The sequence below is a fragment of the Comamonas sp. SCN 65-56 genome (assembly GCF_001724135.1).
GTDB lineage: Bacteria > Pseudomonadota > Gammaproteobacteria > Burkholderiales > Burkholderiaceae_C > Comamonas_C.
In genome coordinates, this window is record NZ_MEDS01000017.1 from 1 (window position 1) to 14,680 (window position 14,680).

Sequence of the window (14,680 nt, forward strand, 5' to 3'; positions counted from 1 at the left end):
AAGCTGAAGCAAAATACTTCAGTAACTTGGCAATCAAACACGCTTCGGAAGAGGCAGCCACTTTAACCACGTAGCCTCCTCGAAACCTGGGACGATTCACGAATGAGAAATGCGCTTCGTGCGAAAGCGAGCCCGGTCAGTCGGCCCATGTGGATGGTGCGCGCCGGCGAGGGCGGCACGCTGATCGACGACTTTCGCAACGATTCGCTGGTCGCCATTGGCTGGGAGCCGCTGGGCGACATGCAGCGTTACGCCACGCGTGCCGATTTCACGGCAGCGATTGCCGCGCACCTCGGGCCACTGAAGGCCGGACAACGCGCGGCGGCTGCGGGCCAGACCTACCGCTTCGTGCGCGAGATGCAGACGGGCGATCACGTCGTCAGCTACGACGCCAGCGCGCGCAGCTATTTGCTCGGCGAAATCACCGGGGCCTACGCGCATCGGCCAGAAGCGGCAGCGGGGCTGACCAATGTCCGGACCGTGCTATGGCGCGCAAACGTCGCACGCGATCGGCTGTCGGTCGCTGCGCGCAACAGCCTGGGTGCCATCTCGACCCTGTTCCTGCTGCCCGAGGCGGTCGCGCGGGAGATGCTCGCGCTCGCCCACACCCGCGCTCAAGCTGCCCAAGCGACATCAGCCACGCCAGAGCCCACCGCCGAGGAGGAATCCGAAGACCTGTACCGCGACGTGCAGGCCAAGGGGTTCGAATTCACCAAAGACCGCGTGAATGCGCTCGACTGGGTCGAAATGCAGGAGCTCGTCGCGGGCCTGCTGCGCGCCATGGGCTACAAGACGCGCATCTCGCCCAGCGGCTCGGATCGCGGCAAGGACATCGTCGCCTCGCCCGACGGCCTGGGCTTTGAAGACCCGCGCATCATCGTCGAGGTCAAGCACCGCGAGGCCGCGATGGGTTCGCAGGAAATTCGCAGCTTCCTTGGTGGCCGCCACGATCACGACAAGGGCTTGTACGTGAGCACCGGCGGTTTCACCAAGGACGCACGCTACGAGGCCGAGCGCGGCCGGATTCCGATCACGCTGATGGACCTGGATGATCTGGTGAAGGCGCTGCTCGAACATTACGAGCAGCTCGATGTGGAAATGCAGCGCCTGATCCCGCTGCGCAAGGTGTACTGGCCCGCCTGAGACCCTGCCGCACTACGCTTCGTGACCGCAACCCCCGCCCCGCCCCCCGGGCACTACGAAAACTTCCCCGTCGCCTCGTGGCTGTGCCCGCCGCAGTTGCGCGCGCCGATTCGCGCGATTTACGCGTTCGCGCGCACGGCCGACGACATCGCGGATGAAGGCGACGTGAGTGCCGAGGAGCGCCTTGCGGATCTGCACGCCTACCGGGTCGATTTGCTGGCGTGCAGCAGCGGCGAGGCATTCAGCCCGCGCTGGGCCGCAGTCTTCGCGCCGCTGCAGCACGAAATAACCCGCCACCGGCTACCCGTGCCGCTGCTCGCCGACCTGCTGGCCGCTTTCGAGCAAGACGTCGTGATGACGCGCGCCGGCAGCGCCTTTGCCGACCGCGCCGCGCTGCTCGATTACTGCCGCCGCTCGGCCAACCCGGTGGGGCGGCTGCTGCTGCATCTGTACGGCGTGCACGACGTCGTGGCACTGGCGCAAAGCGATGCGATCTGCAGCGCCTTGCAGCTCATCAATTTCTGGCAGGACCTGAGCGTGGACCTGCCGCGCGGCCGCCACTACCTGAGCGACGCCGACTGCGCCACCCATGGCGTGAGTCGCGCTGACCTGGCGGCACAAAGGCGCTCTGCCGCCAGTGACGCTCTCATCCTGGACTGCGCCGCCTGGGCGCGCGCGCTGATGCTTGAAGGCGCACCGCTCACGCAGCGCCTGCCCACGCGCATGGGCTGGGAGCTGCGCCTGGTGGTGCAAGGGGGCCTCACGGTACTGGCCAAGGTGCAAGCGCTGGGTGGGGCCAGCCTGCACCAGCGCCCGCGCCTGCGCGCCTGGGATGTGCCCGCGCTGCTGTGGCGAGCGTGGCGCATGAAACTACCAATTTGATAGCTGTTTGCGCTTATCCATCAAGCGCTGGAGGCCGATTTGGCTTGAAACCACGATCTTGGGGCAGGTGTCTGCCCGCATGGGACAATCGCCCCCCGATGACCCCCGAGCAATACGTTCAGAACAAGGCCGCCGCCTCCGGCAGCAGTTTTTATTACGCCTTCCTCTTTTTGCCCAAGGAGCGGCGCGCCGCGATCACCGCCTTCTACGCCTTCTGCCGCGAGGTGGACGATGTGGTGGACGAGGTGCACGACAAGGACGTGGCTCGTGCCAAGCTGGCCTGGTGGCACGGCGAGGTGTCGCAGGCCTTCGATGGCCAGCCCACGCACCCGGTGATGCGCGCACTGCTGGTGCACGCGGGCAGCTACCGCATCCTGCCCGATGCGCTGCACGGCATCATCGAAGGCTGCGAGATGGACCTGAAGTACGACGGCTACGAAGACTTCGAGGGCCTGGCCAACTACTGCCACCATGTGGCGGGCATCGTCGGCGAGGTCTCGGCGCGCATCTTCGGCCAGCAGGATGAGACCACCACGCAGTACGCGCACAAGCTCGGGCTGGCGCTGCAGCTCACCAACATCATCCGCGACATCGGCGAGGACGCTCTGCGCGGGCGGGTCTATCTGCCGCAAACCGATCTGCGACAGTTTGGCGTGACGCCCGAGGACATCGCCCAGCGCCGCTACGGCGAGCCGTTCACGCAGCTCATGCGCTTTCAGGCCGAGCGCGCGCAGCGCTGCTACGACGAGGCGCTGGCGCTGCTGCCCGCGCTGGATAGACGCAACCAGAAACCCGGCCTGATGATGGCCAGCATCTACCGCACGCTGCTGCGCGAGATCGAGGCGAGCGACTTTCAGGTGCTGCACCAGCGCATCGCCCTCACGCCGATGCGCAAGCTCTGGCTGGCGTGGAAGGTGCAAGCGCTGGGCCGGATGTGATGGCGGACATGGCTGCCGCGCGGAACGGCTGCGCGTGAACGTCTGCATCGTCGGCGCGGGCTGGGCGGGCTGCGCTGCCGCCGTCGAGGCCGTGCTCGCGGGCCATGCCGTCACCCTGATCGAAGCCGCGCGCGAACCCGGCGGGCGAGCGCGCACGCTGGCCACCCGCCGCACCGATGGCTCGACGCTGCTGCTCGACAACGGCCAGCACATCCTGATCGGTGCCTACACCGAATGCCTGCGACTGATGCGCGAAGTGGGCGTCCATCCCGATACCGCGCTGCACCGCGAGCCGCTGGCGCTGGTTTTTCCCGACCGCGGCGGCCTGACCTTGCCCGATCTTGCGGCGCCGCTGGATGCGTTCGTCGGCATCGCCCGCGCACGCGGTTGGTCCCCCGCCGAACGCATGGCGCTGTTGGTACGCGCCACGCGCTGGGCTCTGATGCGTTTTCGCTGCGCGCCGCACAAGAACGTGGCGCAGCTCTGCCACGGGCTGCCCGAGCGCCTGATGCAGGAATTCATCGCGCCGCTGTGCGTCTCGGCGCTCAACACGCCGCCCGAGCAGGCGAGCGGCCAGGTATTCCTGACCGTGCTGCACGACAGCCTTTTGGGTGGGCGCGGCGGCTCCAACCTGCTGTTGCCGCGTCTGCCGCTGGGCGCGCTACTGCCCGAGCCCACGCTGCGCTGGCTGCAAGCGCGCGGCCACGCGGTGCGGCTTGGGCAGCGCGTACAGGCGCTGGCGCGCGTAGGCAGTCGCTGGCTGGTGGATGGCGAGGCGTTCGATGCGGTGCTGCTCGCCTGCCCCAATACCGAGGCGGCGCGGCTGGTGGGCGGGGCGGAGGCAGCGCCCAGTCTGCTGCCGCGCCTGCAGGCCTGGGCGCAGAGCGCGCAGACGCTGGCCTTTGGCGCGATCGCCACCATCTATGCCGAATTGCCCGGGGCGACGGCGCCGCTGTTGCCGCGTGCCATGCTGGCGCTGCGTGCAGCGCCCGGGCAACCAGCGCAATTCGTTTTTGACTGCGGACGTTTGCGCGGGCATTGCGGCGTGCTCGCTTTTGTCGTCAGCGCCTTTGCCGGTGAGCGTGAAGCGCTACAAGAACAGGTATTGCGCCAAGCGGCGCAACATCTGGGGCTCGCAGGGTTGGAGGTGCTGCAGACCGTAGTGGAAAAGCGCGCCACCTTTGCCTGCACCCCGGCGCTGGTGCGCCCGGCGCCGGCAATTACTCCGGACCTGCTGGCCTGCGGCGACTATGTCGCTGGGCCCTATCCGGCCACGCTGGAAGGCGCTGTGCGGCTCGGCGTGGCAGCCGCCCGCGCGCTCCAGGGGCCAGAACCAGACGCAGCGCTGCGCTGACCAGCCATCACGCCCAAGGACGCCTACAGCCCCAGCGCCAGGTGCGCCTCTTCAGTCATCATGGAGCGATCCCAGGGCGGATCAAACACGATGTTCACCGTCACTTCCTCGACCCGCGGCAGGTTCAGAATCTTGTCGTTCACCTCGTTGGCGATGACCTCGCCCATGCCGCAACCTGGAGCGGTCAGCGTCATGTCGACGATCACGCGCAGCTTGCCGGCTTCCTGTTCGTAGGGCTCGACCTCGCATTTGTAGACCAGGCCCAGGTCGACGATGTTGACCGGGATTTCCGGATCGTAGCAGGTGTGCAGCTGCTCCCAGATCAGGCGCTTGACTTCCTCGTCGCTGGTGTCGTCGCCGTCGTGCACCACGTTCATGGCCTCGGGCTTGTCCTTGCCGATGGCATCGGCATCGGCGCCGCCCAGGCGCACCAGGCGGCCCTCCACGAGCAGCGTGAACGAGGTTCCCAGTGCCTGCGTGATCTCGGCCCAGGTGCCTTCCTGCAGCTCAAACGGCGTGCCGTAGGGCACCAGTTCGCCGACCACGTCGCGCCTGACCAATACCGATTCGCGTGAACGCGCCATGGTGTCTACTCTCCAGAATTCGCTGTTTCAGTGGTGGCCGTGCCAGCCTGACCGGCAATGGCATGCATCAGCGCATGCCAGCCCAGCAGCGCACACTTGATGCGGCTGGGGTAGCGGCGCACGGCGGCGAGCGCCACGAGCTTGCCGATCTCCACATCGTCGGGGTCGATCTCGCCGGTGAGCACGCCGCGGAAATGCTGCTGCAGCTCCTTGGCAAGCTGCACGTCCCGCCCCTTGATGGCCTCGGTCATCATCGAGCTCGAAGCCATGCAGATGGCGCAGGCCTGCCCGCTGAAGGCAATGGCCTTGATCTGATCACCGTCGAGCTCCAGCTCGACCGCGATTTTGTCGCCACACGAAGGGTTGGTGCCCTGGGCCTGGTGCGTGGGGTGGGCCAGGTGGCCGAAATTGCGTGGCGCACGCTTGTGCTCCATCACGATTCCGCGCTGCTCATCGCAAGGCTTTCACGGCATGGGCCACGGCGGCGATCAGGCGATCGACTTCGCCCGGCGTGTTGTAGATGGCAAAAGACGCGCGCGTGGTCGGCCCCTGCACCAGTTGATCCAGGAGCGGCTGCGCGCAGTGGTGGCCGGTGCGCACCGCAATGCCGCGCTCATCGAGCAGCGTGCCGATATCGTGCGGATGGGCGTCCGTGGCAACGAACGAGACCAGCGCCGCCGTCGTGGCGTGCGGCGCAAGCACGCGTACGCCGTCGATGCCCCGCAGGCCTTGCAGCGCCTGCGCGCGCAAGGCGTGTACATAAGCATCAATCGCCGCACGGCCCATGCGCTCGATGAACCGCGCCGCAGCGGCCAGGCCGACGGCGCCGCCGACGTTCGGTGTGCCGCCCTCCAGGCGCGCGGGCAATTCGGCAAACCCGGCGTCCTCGTAGCGCGTCCAGTCCACCATGTCGCCGCCGAGGCGCAGGGGATACAATTTTTCTAGCGCCGAGCGCTTGCCCACCAAGGCGCCAGTACCCATCGGGCCATACATCTTGTGGCCCGAGAAGACCATGAAGTCGCAGGCCAGATCGGACAGCTTGGGCACCGCATGGCTCACCGCCTGGGCGGCGTCCAGCACCGTCAGCGCGCCGGCATCGTGCGCCAGCTGAAGCAGCGCCTCATACGGCGGGCGCTCCCCGGTGGCGTTGGCGCTGGCAGTGATGGAAAACACGCGCGTGCGCGGTGACAGCAATGCCTTCAGATCGGCCTCATGCACGCGACCTTCGCCATCGGCACGAAGGATGCGCAGCTTCGCACCAGTCAGACGCGCCGCGTGCTGCCACGGGATGATGTTGGCATGGTGCTCCAGGCCGCTGACGATGATTTCATCGCCCTCGCGCAGCCAGGCGTGGCCCTTGCCTCCCGCCCAGAGGCCGTTGGCGATGGTGTTGAGCGCCTCGGTGGTACCGGAGGTGAACACCAGCTCATGCGCCTTGCCTGCGCCGACAAAGCGCTTGAGCACCGCACGCGCGCCATCGAAGGCGTCGGTCGCACGCTGGCTCAGGGTGTGCACGCCGCGGTGGATATTGGCGCGGTCGTGCTCCTCAAAGTGGCGCATGGCGTCCAGCACCTCCAGCGGCATCTGCGTCGTCGCGCCGTTGTCCAGATAGGCCAGCGCATGCCCATGCACCTGCTGATGCAGCACAGGGAACAGCGCCCGCACCGCCGCAACATCCAGGCCGTGCGCCAGCATGCCCGCATCACCCATGGACCGGCTCCCTGTGCCATTGCGCGGCGATAGCCTCGGTCAACCACGGGCCGTCAACCCACTGCGTGAGCGGCGCCTCGCCGTCGTCCAGCGCATCGCCGAGGCAGCGCGCCAGCACGGCGCGAGCCATGCCCTCCACGATCAGGGCGCGCGCGGTAGCGTCGTCCAGCCCACGCTGGCAGGCGTAAAACAGCGCATCCTCGGGGAGCTGGCCCCAGGTAGCGCCGTGCACCGCCTGCACCGCATCGTGCAGGATTTCCAGATGCGGGCGCAGCTGCATGTGCGGCTGGCCTTCAAGGGCAATGCCGGTGAGGCGCTGAAACACGTCGGCCTCGTCCGCGCCGGGTGCAATGCGTGCGTAAGCGTTGGACACCGACTTCGCCTTGCCGCCGGCCAGCGTCAGCGTTTCGACCTGGTGGCGCGTATGCGGCGCGGCCAGTTGACCGACCATCTGATAGTCCAGCGCCTGATCGGCATTGAGCACCAGCGCGGCATGGCGTGATTCGGCACCGCGTTCGATCAGCTCCACCGTATTGCGCTGCAGGTGGTAGCCGCAGCCGGTGGCGGCGAGCGCCTGTGCGTAATGCGCCTTGCCCTGCAGCGCCACCTGCACATGGTGCGCGACGCGATCCCTGGCGTCGGGCGTGACGATGCGCAAATGCTGCATGTGCGCCCCCGCCGCCAGGCGGATCTGGGCGACCAGGTTTTGCGCCACGCCATCCGGCTGCTGCGGCCAGGCGTGCTCTTCGATCAGTACCAGCCGTGCGCCTTCCTGCAGCTCAACGATGAGCGCCGGGGCCTGCACGGCACCCGCAGCGCGGTGGCTGAGGCGCACCACGGCCGCTTCGGCAGAGGCCGGCACCTGCAGATGCAAGGCGCTCGTGCACAGCGCTCGGTGCGCCCAGGCGAACGGTGCGGCGCGGTCGTCTTGCGGCGCAGGCAAATGCGCCAGCAGCACCGAGCGATCGTTGGCATCGAGTGCATTCAGCGTGCGCACGTTCACGCTCTTGCCGGCGCTTTGCTCCACGCTCCAGCCGCTGGCCGTTTCTTGCGGCAGCTCGGCCTGCATCCATCGCTCGAGCACTGGCGGTGGCAGGGCGCGAAAGTGCTCGCTGCGCCGACCCGGCCAACCGAGCCGCTGCGCCTGTTCGCGCGCGGCCTGGCGCTGTGCAAGAACGTCGCTCATGCGGCTGCTCCCGCAGCCGCTGCATGCTGCTTGAAGCCGGTGCGCGCAATGCTGCGAGCCAGCTCCATGTCGCCCTCTTCGGCGATCTTGCCGCCATCCAGGCGCAGCACGGCGTCCGGATGCAGCGATTCAATCATCTGCAGATAGTGCGAAATGATGATGAAAGCGGTGCCTTCGCCGCGCAGGCGCTCCACCAGCTTGACCACCGCACGCACGCCATCCACGTCCATGCCCGAATCGATTTCGTCAAGCATCGCCAGCTTGGGCTGCATCAGCGCCAGCTGCAGCAACTCGTTGCGCTTGCGCTCGCCACCCGAAAATCCTTCGTTCACCGGACGCCCCAGCATGCTCGCGGGCAGGCCCAGCTCCTTGGCCGCCGCCTTGGCGCTGGCGAGAAAGTCAAATGCATCCTGCGGTTCTTCGCCACGCGCCTGGCGCACGGCGTTCAGCGCGGTACGCACGAACAGGTTGTTTTTCACGCCGGGCACATCGGGCGGTGCCTGAAACGAGACAAACAGTCCGGCGCGCGCGCGCTCATGTGCCTCCAGCTCCAGCAGATTCTTGCCATCGAGCACCGCCTGGCCCGACACCACCTGGTAGCTCGGATGCCCCGCCAGCGCCATACCCAGTGTGCTCTTGCCACTGCCGTTGGCGCCCATCAGCACCACCAGGCTGCCCGGCTGCACATCGAGCGAAACCGCCTGCAGCACGGTGCGCTCGCCGATATCGACACGCAAGTCACGTACCTGCAGCAAGGCGTGGGAAACACTCATGATTGGACTCTCTTCTTCAAAATTTCTGAAACGCTGTCGGCGCTGGATCAACCCACCGAACCTTCGAGCGAGACCGCGAGCAGCGCCTTGGCTTCCAGCGCAAACTCCATCGGCAGCTCTTCGAGCACCGCCTGGCAAAAGCCACCGACGATCAGCGCGGTCGCCTCCTCGGGTTCGATGCCGCGCTGCTGGCAGTAGAACAGCCGCTCCTCGGAGATGCGGGTGGTGGTCGCTTCGTGTTCGACGACGGCGTCGGCGCGCGCGGTGTCGATGTAGGGAAAGGTATGCGCGCCGCAATGCGTGCCGATCAAGAGTGAATCGCACTGCGTGTGGTTGTGCGCGCCCGAGGCACCGGGGTTGATGCGCACCAGCCCGCGGTAGCTGTTTTGCGCATGGCCGGCGCTGATGCCCTTGGAGACGATGCGGCTCTTGGTGTTCTTGCCCAGGTGCACCATCTTGGTGCCGGTGTCCGCCTGCTGATAGTGGTTGGAGACGGCAATCGAATAGAACTCGCCGCTGGATTCATCGCCACGCAGGATCACGCTGGGGTACTTCCAGGTGACGGCCGAGCCGGTCTCGATCTGCGTCCAGGCAATGCGCGAGCGCTTGCCCGCGGCCAGCCCTCGCTTGGTCACCAGGTTGTAGATGCCGCCGACGCCGTTTTCGTCGCCCGGATACCAGTTCTGAACCGTGGAGTACTTGATGAAGGCATCGTCGTGCGCGATCAGCTCGACCACCGCCGCGTGCAACTGGTTTTCGTCGCGCTGCGGCGCGGTGCAGCCTTCGAGGTAGCTCACATCACTGCCTTCTTCGGCAATGATCAGCGTGCGCTCAAACTGCCCGGAATTGGCCGCATTGATGCGAAAGTAGGACGACAGCTCCATCGGGCAGTGCACGCCCTTGGGGATGTAGACGAAGGAGCCGTCGGAAAACACCGCGGAGTTGAGCGCCGCGTAGTAGTTGTCGGTCACGGGCACCACCGTGCCGAGGTATTTCTCGATCAGCTCCGGGTGGTGCTCCACGGCATGGGAGAACGAGCAAAAGATGACACCGACGTCGGCCAACTGCTTGCGAAACGTAGTGCCGACCGAGACCGAGTCGAACACCGCATCCACCGCCACGCCGGCCAGCGCCGCGCGCTCGTGCAGCGGCACGCCGAGTTTTTCGTAGGTTTCCAGCAGCTTGGGATCGACCTCGTCGATGCTCTTGGGCTTGTCCTTGGCCGATTTGGGCGCGTTGTAGTAGCTGATCGCCTGATAATCGATGGGCGAGAGGTGCAGATAGGGCCAGGTGGGAGCCTCCATCTTGAGCCAGCGCTCGAACGCTGCCAGGCGCCACTTGAGCAGGAACTCGGGTTCCTTCTTTTTGCGCGAGATCGCCCGGATGGTGTCTTCATTCAGCCCCGGCGGCAGCGAATCGGTTTCGATGTCGGTGACGAAGCCGTGCTGGTAGCTGCGCTGCAGGGCCTGCGTCAACGCCTCATCCTGGGGCTTGTCTTCTATGGCCGAGGCGGCGCTCACGGTGTCCACGGGTTCGGTCATGGGTCTCGCTGTGGGAATGCGTTAAATGTGCATATCATATGCACCTTTAGCGACTGGGTAGCCGGGAGGGTCTTGCGGCTGCGGCCGCAATGACGGCAACGCCGCCCAAGGACGGCGCTGTGCTCGTCAAGTACCGGTGCCTGACCGAACCAGTGTCGGGAACCCCGAACTTTACTTCAGAGCCGCCAAAGCTGCATTGAAGGTGCTGCTGGGGCGCATCACCGTCTCCAGCTTGGCCACGTCGGGAAGGTAATAGCCGCCGATGTCCACATGCTTGCCCTGCACCGCGTTGAGTTCATCAACGATCTTCGCTTCGTTGTCCGTCAGCGTCTTTGCCAGCGGAGCGAACTTGGCGGCAAGCTCGGCATCATCCTTTTGCGCCGCCAACTCCTGCGCCCAGTACAGCGCCAGATAGAAATGGCTACCCCGGTTGTCCAGCTCGCCGGTGCGCCGGCTCGGGCTCTTGTTGTTGTCCAGCAGCTTGCCGGTGGCGGCATCGAGCGCCTTGGCTAGAACCACGGCCTTGGCGTTGTGGTTCTTGAGGCCCAGCTCTTCCAGGCTCACCGCCAGCGCCAGGAATTCGCCCAGCGAATCCCAGCGCAGGTGGTTTTCCTCGACCAGTTGCTCCACATGCTTGGGCGCCGAGCCGCCGGCGCCGGTCTCGTACATGCCGCCGCCCGCCAGCATGGGCACGATGGAGAGCATCTTGGCGCTGGTGCCCAGCTCCATGATGGGGAACAGATCGGTGAGGTAATCGCGCAGGATGTTGCCGGTGGCGCTGATGGTGTCCAGACCGCGCACGATGCGCTCAAGCGTATAGCGCATGGCACGCACCTGGCTCATGAGATGGATTTCCAGCCCCTTGGTGTCGTGCTCGTTCAGGTACATCTTCACCTTGGTGATGAGCTGATTCTCGTGCGGGCGGTACGGATCGAGCCAGAAGACGACGGGCATGCCGGAGTTGCGCGCACGCGTGACGGCGAGCTTGACCCAGTCGCGGATGGCGGCATCGGTGGTGCGGCACATGCGCCAAATATCGCCCTGCTCGACGTTCTGTTGCAACAGCACCTCGCCGCTGGCGTTGTCGGTGATCTGCACCGTGCCGTCTTCCGAAATCTCGAAGGTCTTGTCGTTGGAGCCGTACTCCTCCGCGCCCTGCGCCATCAGGCCGACGTTGGGCACCGTGCCCATCGTGGTGGGGTCAAACGCCCCATGCCATTTGCAGAAGTTGATCATCTCCTGGTAGATGCGCGCAAAGGTCGATTCCGGCATCACCGCCTTGACTTCCTTCAGGCGCCCATCGGCGCCGTACATCTTGCCGCCGTTACGGATCATCGACGGCATGGAGGCATCGACGATGACGTCGTTGGGCGAATGGAAATTGGTGATGCCCTTGTCGGAATCGACCATCGCCAGCTCCGGCCCATTGGCATGGCAGGCATGCAGGTCGGCGCGAATTTCTTCCTGAACGCTCTTGGGCAGCGTGGCAATCTTGTTGTACAGATCGACCATGCCGTTGTTCACGTTCACGCCCAGCTGGTCCAGCACCTTGGCGTGCTTGGCAAACGCGTCCTTGTAGAACACGCGCACGCAGTGGCCGAAGACGATGGGGTGCGAGACCTTGAGCATGGTCGCCTTGACGTGCAGCGAAAACAGCACACCGGTCTTGCGCGCATCGTCGATCTGCTCCTGGTAGAACTCGAGCAAGGCCTTCTTGCTGAAGAACATCGAGTCGACCACGTCGCGCTCGAGCAGGCTGACCTTGGGCTTGAGTACGAGGGTCTTGCCCCCCTTGGTCACCAGCTCCATGCGCACCTCGCGCGAGCGGTCCAGCGTGATCGAGAGCTCGTCGTTGTAAAAATCACCGCGCTTCATGTGCGAAACGTGGGTGCGCGAAGCGGCCGACCACTCGCCCATCTTGTGCGGATGCTTGCGCGCATAGGCCTTGACGGCCTTGGGCGCGCGGCGATCGGAGTTGCCCTGGCGGATCACCGGGTTGACCGCGCTGCCGGTGCAGCGTTCGTAGCGCGTGCGAATGCTCTTTTCTTCGTCGTTTTTGGGCGCATCCGGGAAATCGGGGATCTTGTAGCCCTTACCCTGCAGCTCCTTGATCGCCGCCTTGAGCTGGGCCACGGTAGCGCTGATGTTGGGCAGCTTGATGATGTTGGCATCGGGCTGCAAGGTCTTCTTGCCCAGTTCGGCCAGGGTGTCGGGCACTTTTTGGCCATCGCTCAGCAGCTCGGGGAACTGCGCCAGAATGCGCGCCGACAGCGAAATGTCGCTGCTTTGCATGTGGATGCCGGCCGAGGCGGCGAACGCCTGCACGATGGGCAACAGGGACGCGGTGGCGAGGCGCGGGGCCTCGTCGGTCAGCGTGTAGATGATGGATGTCTCTGGTGTGCTCATCGCGCAAGCCTCCGAAAATGGCGGAAAACAATGAAAGTCGCGGCCCGGATCACGGGCCTTGGACCAAATTTTCATGATATCTGAGATGGATTTCATTTGGCAAAAAATCCGCCCTCCTTCACCCTGCGCCCAGCAAAAAGGGCCTTTGACGCCAAGCCAAAGACCCTTGCAGTGAATGCCGAACGCGTCGGCCAGCCATCAGCCGAAATTCTTCTCGGCAAACTGCCAGTTGATGAGGTGGTCCATCACCGTCTCGACGAACTTCGGGCGCGCGTTGCGGTAGTCGATGTAGTAGGCGTGCTCCCACACGTCCACCGTCAACAGCGGCTTGTCGGCGCCGGTCAGCGGGGTCGCCGCATTGCTGGTGTTGACGATGTCGACGCTGCCGTCCGCCTTCTTCACCAGCCAGGTCCAGCCCGAGCCGAAATTGCCGCCGGCGCTTTTCACGAAGGCTTCGCGGAAGGCCGCGTAGCTGCCCCATTTGGCGTCGATCGCCTTGGCCAGCGCACCACCGGGATGGCCGCCGCCATTGGGCTTCAGGCTGTGCCAGAAGAAGGTGTGGTTCCAGATCTGCGCGGCGTTGTTGAAGATACCGCCGCTGGATTTTTTGACGATGTCCTCGAGCGTCATGTGCTCGAACTCGGTGCCTTTTTGCAGGTTGTTCAGGTTGGTGACATAGCCGTTGTGGTGCTTGCCGTAGTGAAATTCCAGCGTTTCCTTGCTGATGTGGGGCGCCAGTGCGTCCATGGCATAGGGAAGAGCGGGCAATTCGTGTTGCATGGTGTGTTCCTTTCGTTGTCTGTCAATGAACCGGTTGCCGCCAGTCAGCGCGGCAAACCCGACCATTGTAGGAAGGTCCGTGCCTGACTGCCCGCCCTGATTCGGGCAGCCCCATCGCCTACTGCGAGATTCTGCGAGATTCAGCCGCCCGAGCCGCGCAGGGCGGCGAAATCGGCCCGCTCCAGCAGCAGCGACACCAGCACGCCCGCCACCAGCCCCCAGAACGCGGCGCCGATGTTCAGGATCGTCAAATCCGTCACCGTCACCAGAAACGCCACCAGCGCGCCGAGCGAAAAACGCCCGGCGAACGAGGCGACGAACGCCGTCTGCAGCACGCGCAGCATGGCCAGCCCAGCCAGCGTGGCGATGAACGCCGGGGGCGTGGCCAGCATCAGCCGGGTGAACAAGGGCGACAGCAGGCCGAAAGCCATCGCCAGCAGGCCGACGACCAGCGCGCCGGTGTAGTGGCGCCGCTGCTCTCCCGAGGAAATGATGATGGCATTGGTCGGCCCGGTCAGGCAGGTCGATACCGTGCCGACAAAGGCGCTGACCATGGAGCCGATGCCGCAGGCCAGCGTGACCGCGTTGACCGGCGCCTCGTGCCCAGCCACCTTCAGCACCGCCACGCCCTGCCCGTTCTGCACCACCAGCACGGTGATGGCCAGCGGCAGCACCAGCTCGATCATGGCCTGCAGCGACCAGGCCGGTGCGTAGAGGTGGGGGCGCGCCAGCACCATGCTGGCATCGAGCTGCGGCGCAAACCGCGCCGACAGCACCACGGCAATCGCGCCGACCAGCAGCGCGCCGAGCATGGGCGGCAGGCGCTTGCCCAGGCGCGGCCAGCCGCTCAACAGCAAGAAGGCGACGACCATGGGCGCTGCGATCGGCACGTCCTGGTGCAGCGCCCGCACCAGGTCGGTGCCAAAGCGCAGGAACACGCCAGCCACCATCCCCATCACGATCGGCATGGGCACGGCCGCCATCGCGCGCCGCACCCAGCCGCTGATGCCCAGCAGCAGCAGCAGCACGCCGGTGGCAAAAAACGCGCCAATCACCTGGGCAAAACTCAGGTGCTCGAGCGCCGGGCCGACCAGCACCGTGCCCGGGATGGTCCAGAAGAACGCCAGCGGCTGGCGGTAGCGCCAGGACATCAAGAGCGTGATGAGCCCGTTGAGAAAAAAGGCGCCAAAAATCCACGAGGCCAGATCCGACTCCGACAGCCCGCCGCGCAGCCCGACCGAGAGAATGACCGCCACCGGGCCGGTCGCCGCAAAGATGAAGCCGATCAGGCCGTTGACCGCATAGGTCACACCGACATCGCGGCGCAGCGCGGCCCAGCGGGGGGCGGCCTGAGCGGGTGCTTCGATCGAGAGCACGGGCAGG

Annotated in this window: 13 protein-coding genes; 4 read left to right on the plus strand and 9 right to left on the minus strand. The window is 65.6% G+C overall.

The genetic code is table 11. The annotated features are described in order from the left end of the window. Nucleotides 1-147 precede the first annotated feature (147 nt). The 4 genes from ABS45_RS10505 to hpnE all read left to right on the plus strand — a co-directional run bounded on the left by ABS45_RS10505 (nt 148) and on the right by hpnE (nt 4,317). Complete coding sequence (locus tag ABS45_RS10505) at nt 148-1,143, plus strand: restriction endonuclease (protein ID WP_291555487.1); 996 nt, start codon at nt 148-150, stop codon at nt 1,141-1,143. 21 nt (nt 1,144-1,164) lie between these two features. After that, nucleotides 1,165-2,025 carry a squalene synthase HpnC gene (gene hpnC, locus ABS45_RS10510; RefSeq protein WP_291555488.1) on the plus strand — a complete coding sequence of 287 codons (861 nt, stop codon included), beginning with the start codon at nt 1,165-1,167 and terminating at the stop codon, nt 2,023-2,025. A gap of 98 nt (nt 2,026-2,123) precedes the next feature. Further along, on the plus strand, nt 2,124-2,963 hold the full coding sequence (gene hpnD, locus ABS45_RS10515) for a presqualene diphosphate synthase HpnD (RefSeq protein ID WP_291555489.1): 840 nt from the start codon (nt 2,124-2,126) through the stop codon (nt 2,961-2,963). Between the two features lie 34 nt (nt 2,964-2,997). Next, on the plus strand, nt 2,998-4,317 hold the full coding sequence (gene hpnE / locus ABS45_RS10520; protein WP_291555490.1) for a hydroxysqualene dehydroxylase HpnE: 1,320 nt from the start codon (nt 2,998-3,000) through the stop codon (nt 4,315-4,317). Between the two features lie 23 nt (nt 4,318-4,340). Here the strand turns inward: hpnE and sufT are convergent, their stop codons facing one another. The 9 genes from sufT to ABS45_RS10565 all read right to left on the minus strand — a co-directional run bounded on the left by sufT (nt 4,341) and on the right by ABS45_RS10565 (nt 14,673). Next, entirely contained in the window at nt 4,341-4,901 is a 561-nt protein-coding gene (gene sufT, locus ABS45_RS10525) for a putative Fe-S cluster assembly protein SufT (RefSeq protein WP_291555491.1), read from the minus strand. Between the two features lie 5 nt (nt 4,902-4,906). Next, the gene (sufU, locus tag ABS45_RS10530; protein WP_291555492.1) at nt 4,907-5,335 is read right to left on the minus strand and encodes a Fe-S cluster assembly sulfur transfer protein SufU; all 429 of its coding nucleotides are present in this window, start codon (nt 5,333-5,335) and stop codon (nt 4,907-4,909) included. A 16-nt stretch (nt 5,336-5,351) separates the two neighbouring features. Beyond that, nucleotides 5,352-6,611 carry an aminotransferase class V-fold PLP-dependent enzyme gene (locus ABS45_RS10535; protein ID WP_291555493.1) on the minus strand — a complete coding sequence of 420 codons (1,260 nt, stop codon included), beginning with the start codon at nt 6,609-6,611 and terminating at the stop codon, nt 5,352-5,354. Beyond that, nucleotides 6,604-7,797 (minus strand): SufD family Fe-S cluster assembly protein, encoded by a 1,194-nt coding sequence (locus tag ABS45_RS10540; RefSeq protein ID WP_291555494.1) that lies wholly within the window; start codon nt 7,795-7,797, stop codon nt 6,604-6,606. The genes ABS45_RS10535 and ABS45_RS10540 overlap by 8 nt, the downstream gene beginning before the upstream one ends. Then, nucleotides 7,794-8,570, minus strand: a complete 777-nt coding sequence (gene sufC / locus ABS45_RS10545) for a Fe-S cluster assembly ATPase SufC (RefSeq protein ID WP_291555495.1) — start codon at nt 8,568-8,570, stop codon at nt 7,794-7,796. The genes ABS45_RS10540 and sufC overlap by 4 nt, the downstream gene beginning before the upstream one ends. A 47-nt stretch (nt 8,571-8,617) precedes the next feature. Beyond that, nucleotides 8,618-10,111 carry a Fe-S cluster assembly protein SufB gene (gene sufB / locus ABS45_RS10550; RefSeq protein ID WP_291555496.1) on the minus strand — a complete coding sequence of 498 codons (1,494 nt, stop codon included), beginning with the start codon at nt 10,109-10,111 and terminating at the stop codon, nt 8,618-8,620. Nucleotides 10,112-10,282: 171 nt separating this feature from the next. Continuing rightward, the gene (locus ABS45_RS10555) at nt 10,283-12,517 is read right to left on the minus strand and encodes an NADP-dependent isocitrate dehydrogenase (protein ID WP_291555497.1); all 2,235 of its coding nucleotides are present in this window, start codon (nt 12,515-12,517) and stop codon (nt 10,283-10,285) included. Nucleotides 12,518-12,715: 198 nt separating this feature from the next. Continuing rightward, the gene (locus ABS45_RS10560) at nt 12,716-13,297 is read right to left on the minus strand and encodes a Fe-Mn family superoxide dismutase (protein WP_291555498.1); all 582 of its coding nucleotides are present in this window, start codon (nt 13,295-13,297) and stop codon (nt 12,716-12,718) included. 140 nt (nt 13,298-13,437) lie between these two features. After that, entirely contained in the window at nt 13,438-14,673 is a 1,236-nt protein-coding gene (locus ABS45_RS10565) for a benzoate/H(+) symporter BenE family transporter (protein ID WP_291555499.1), read from the minus strand. Nucleotides 14,674-14,680 lie beyond the last annotated feature (7 nt).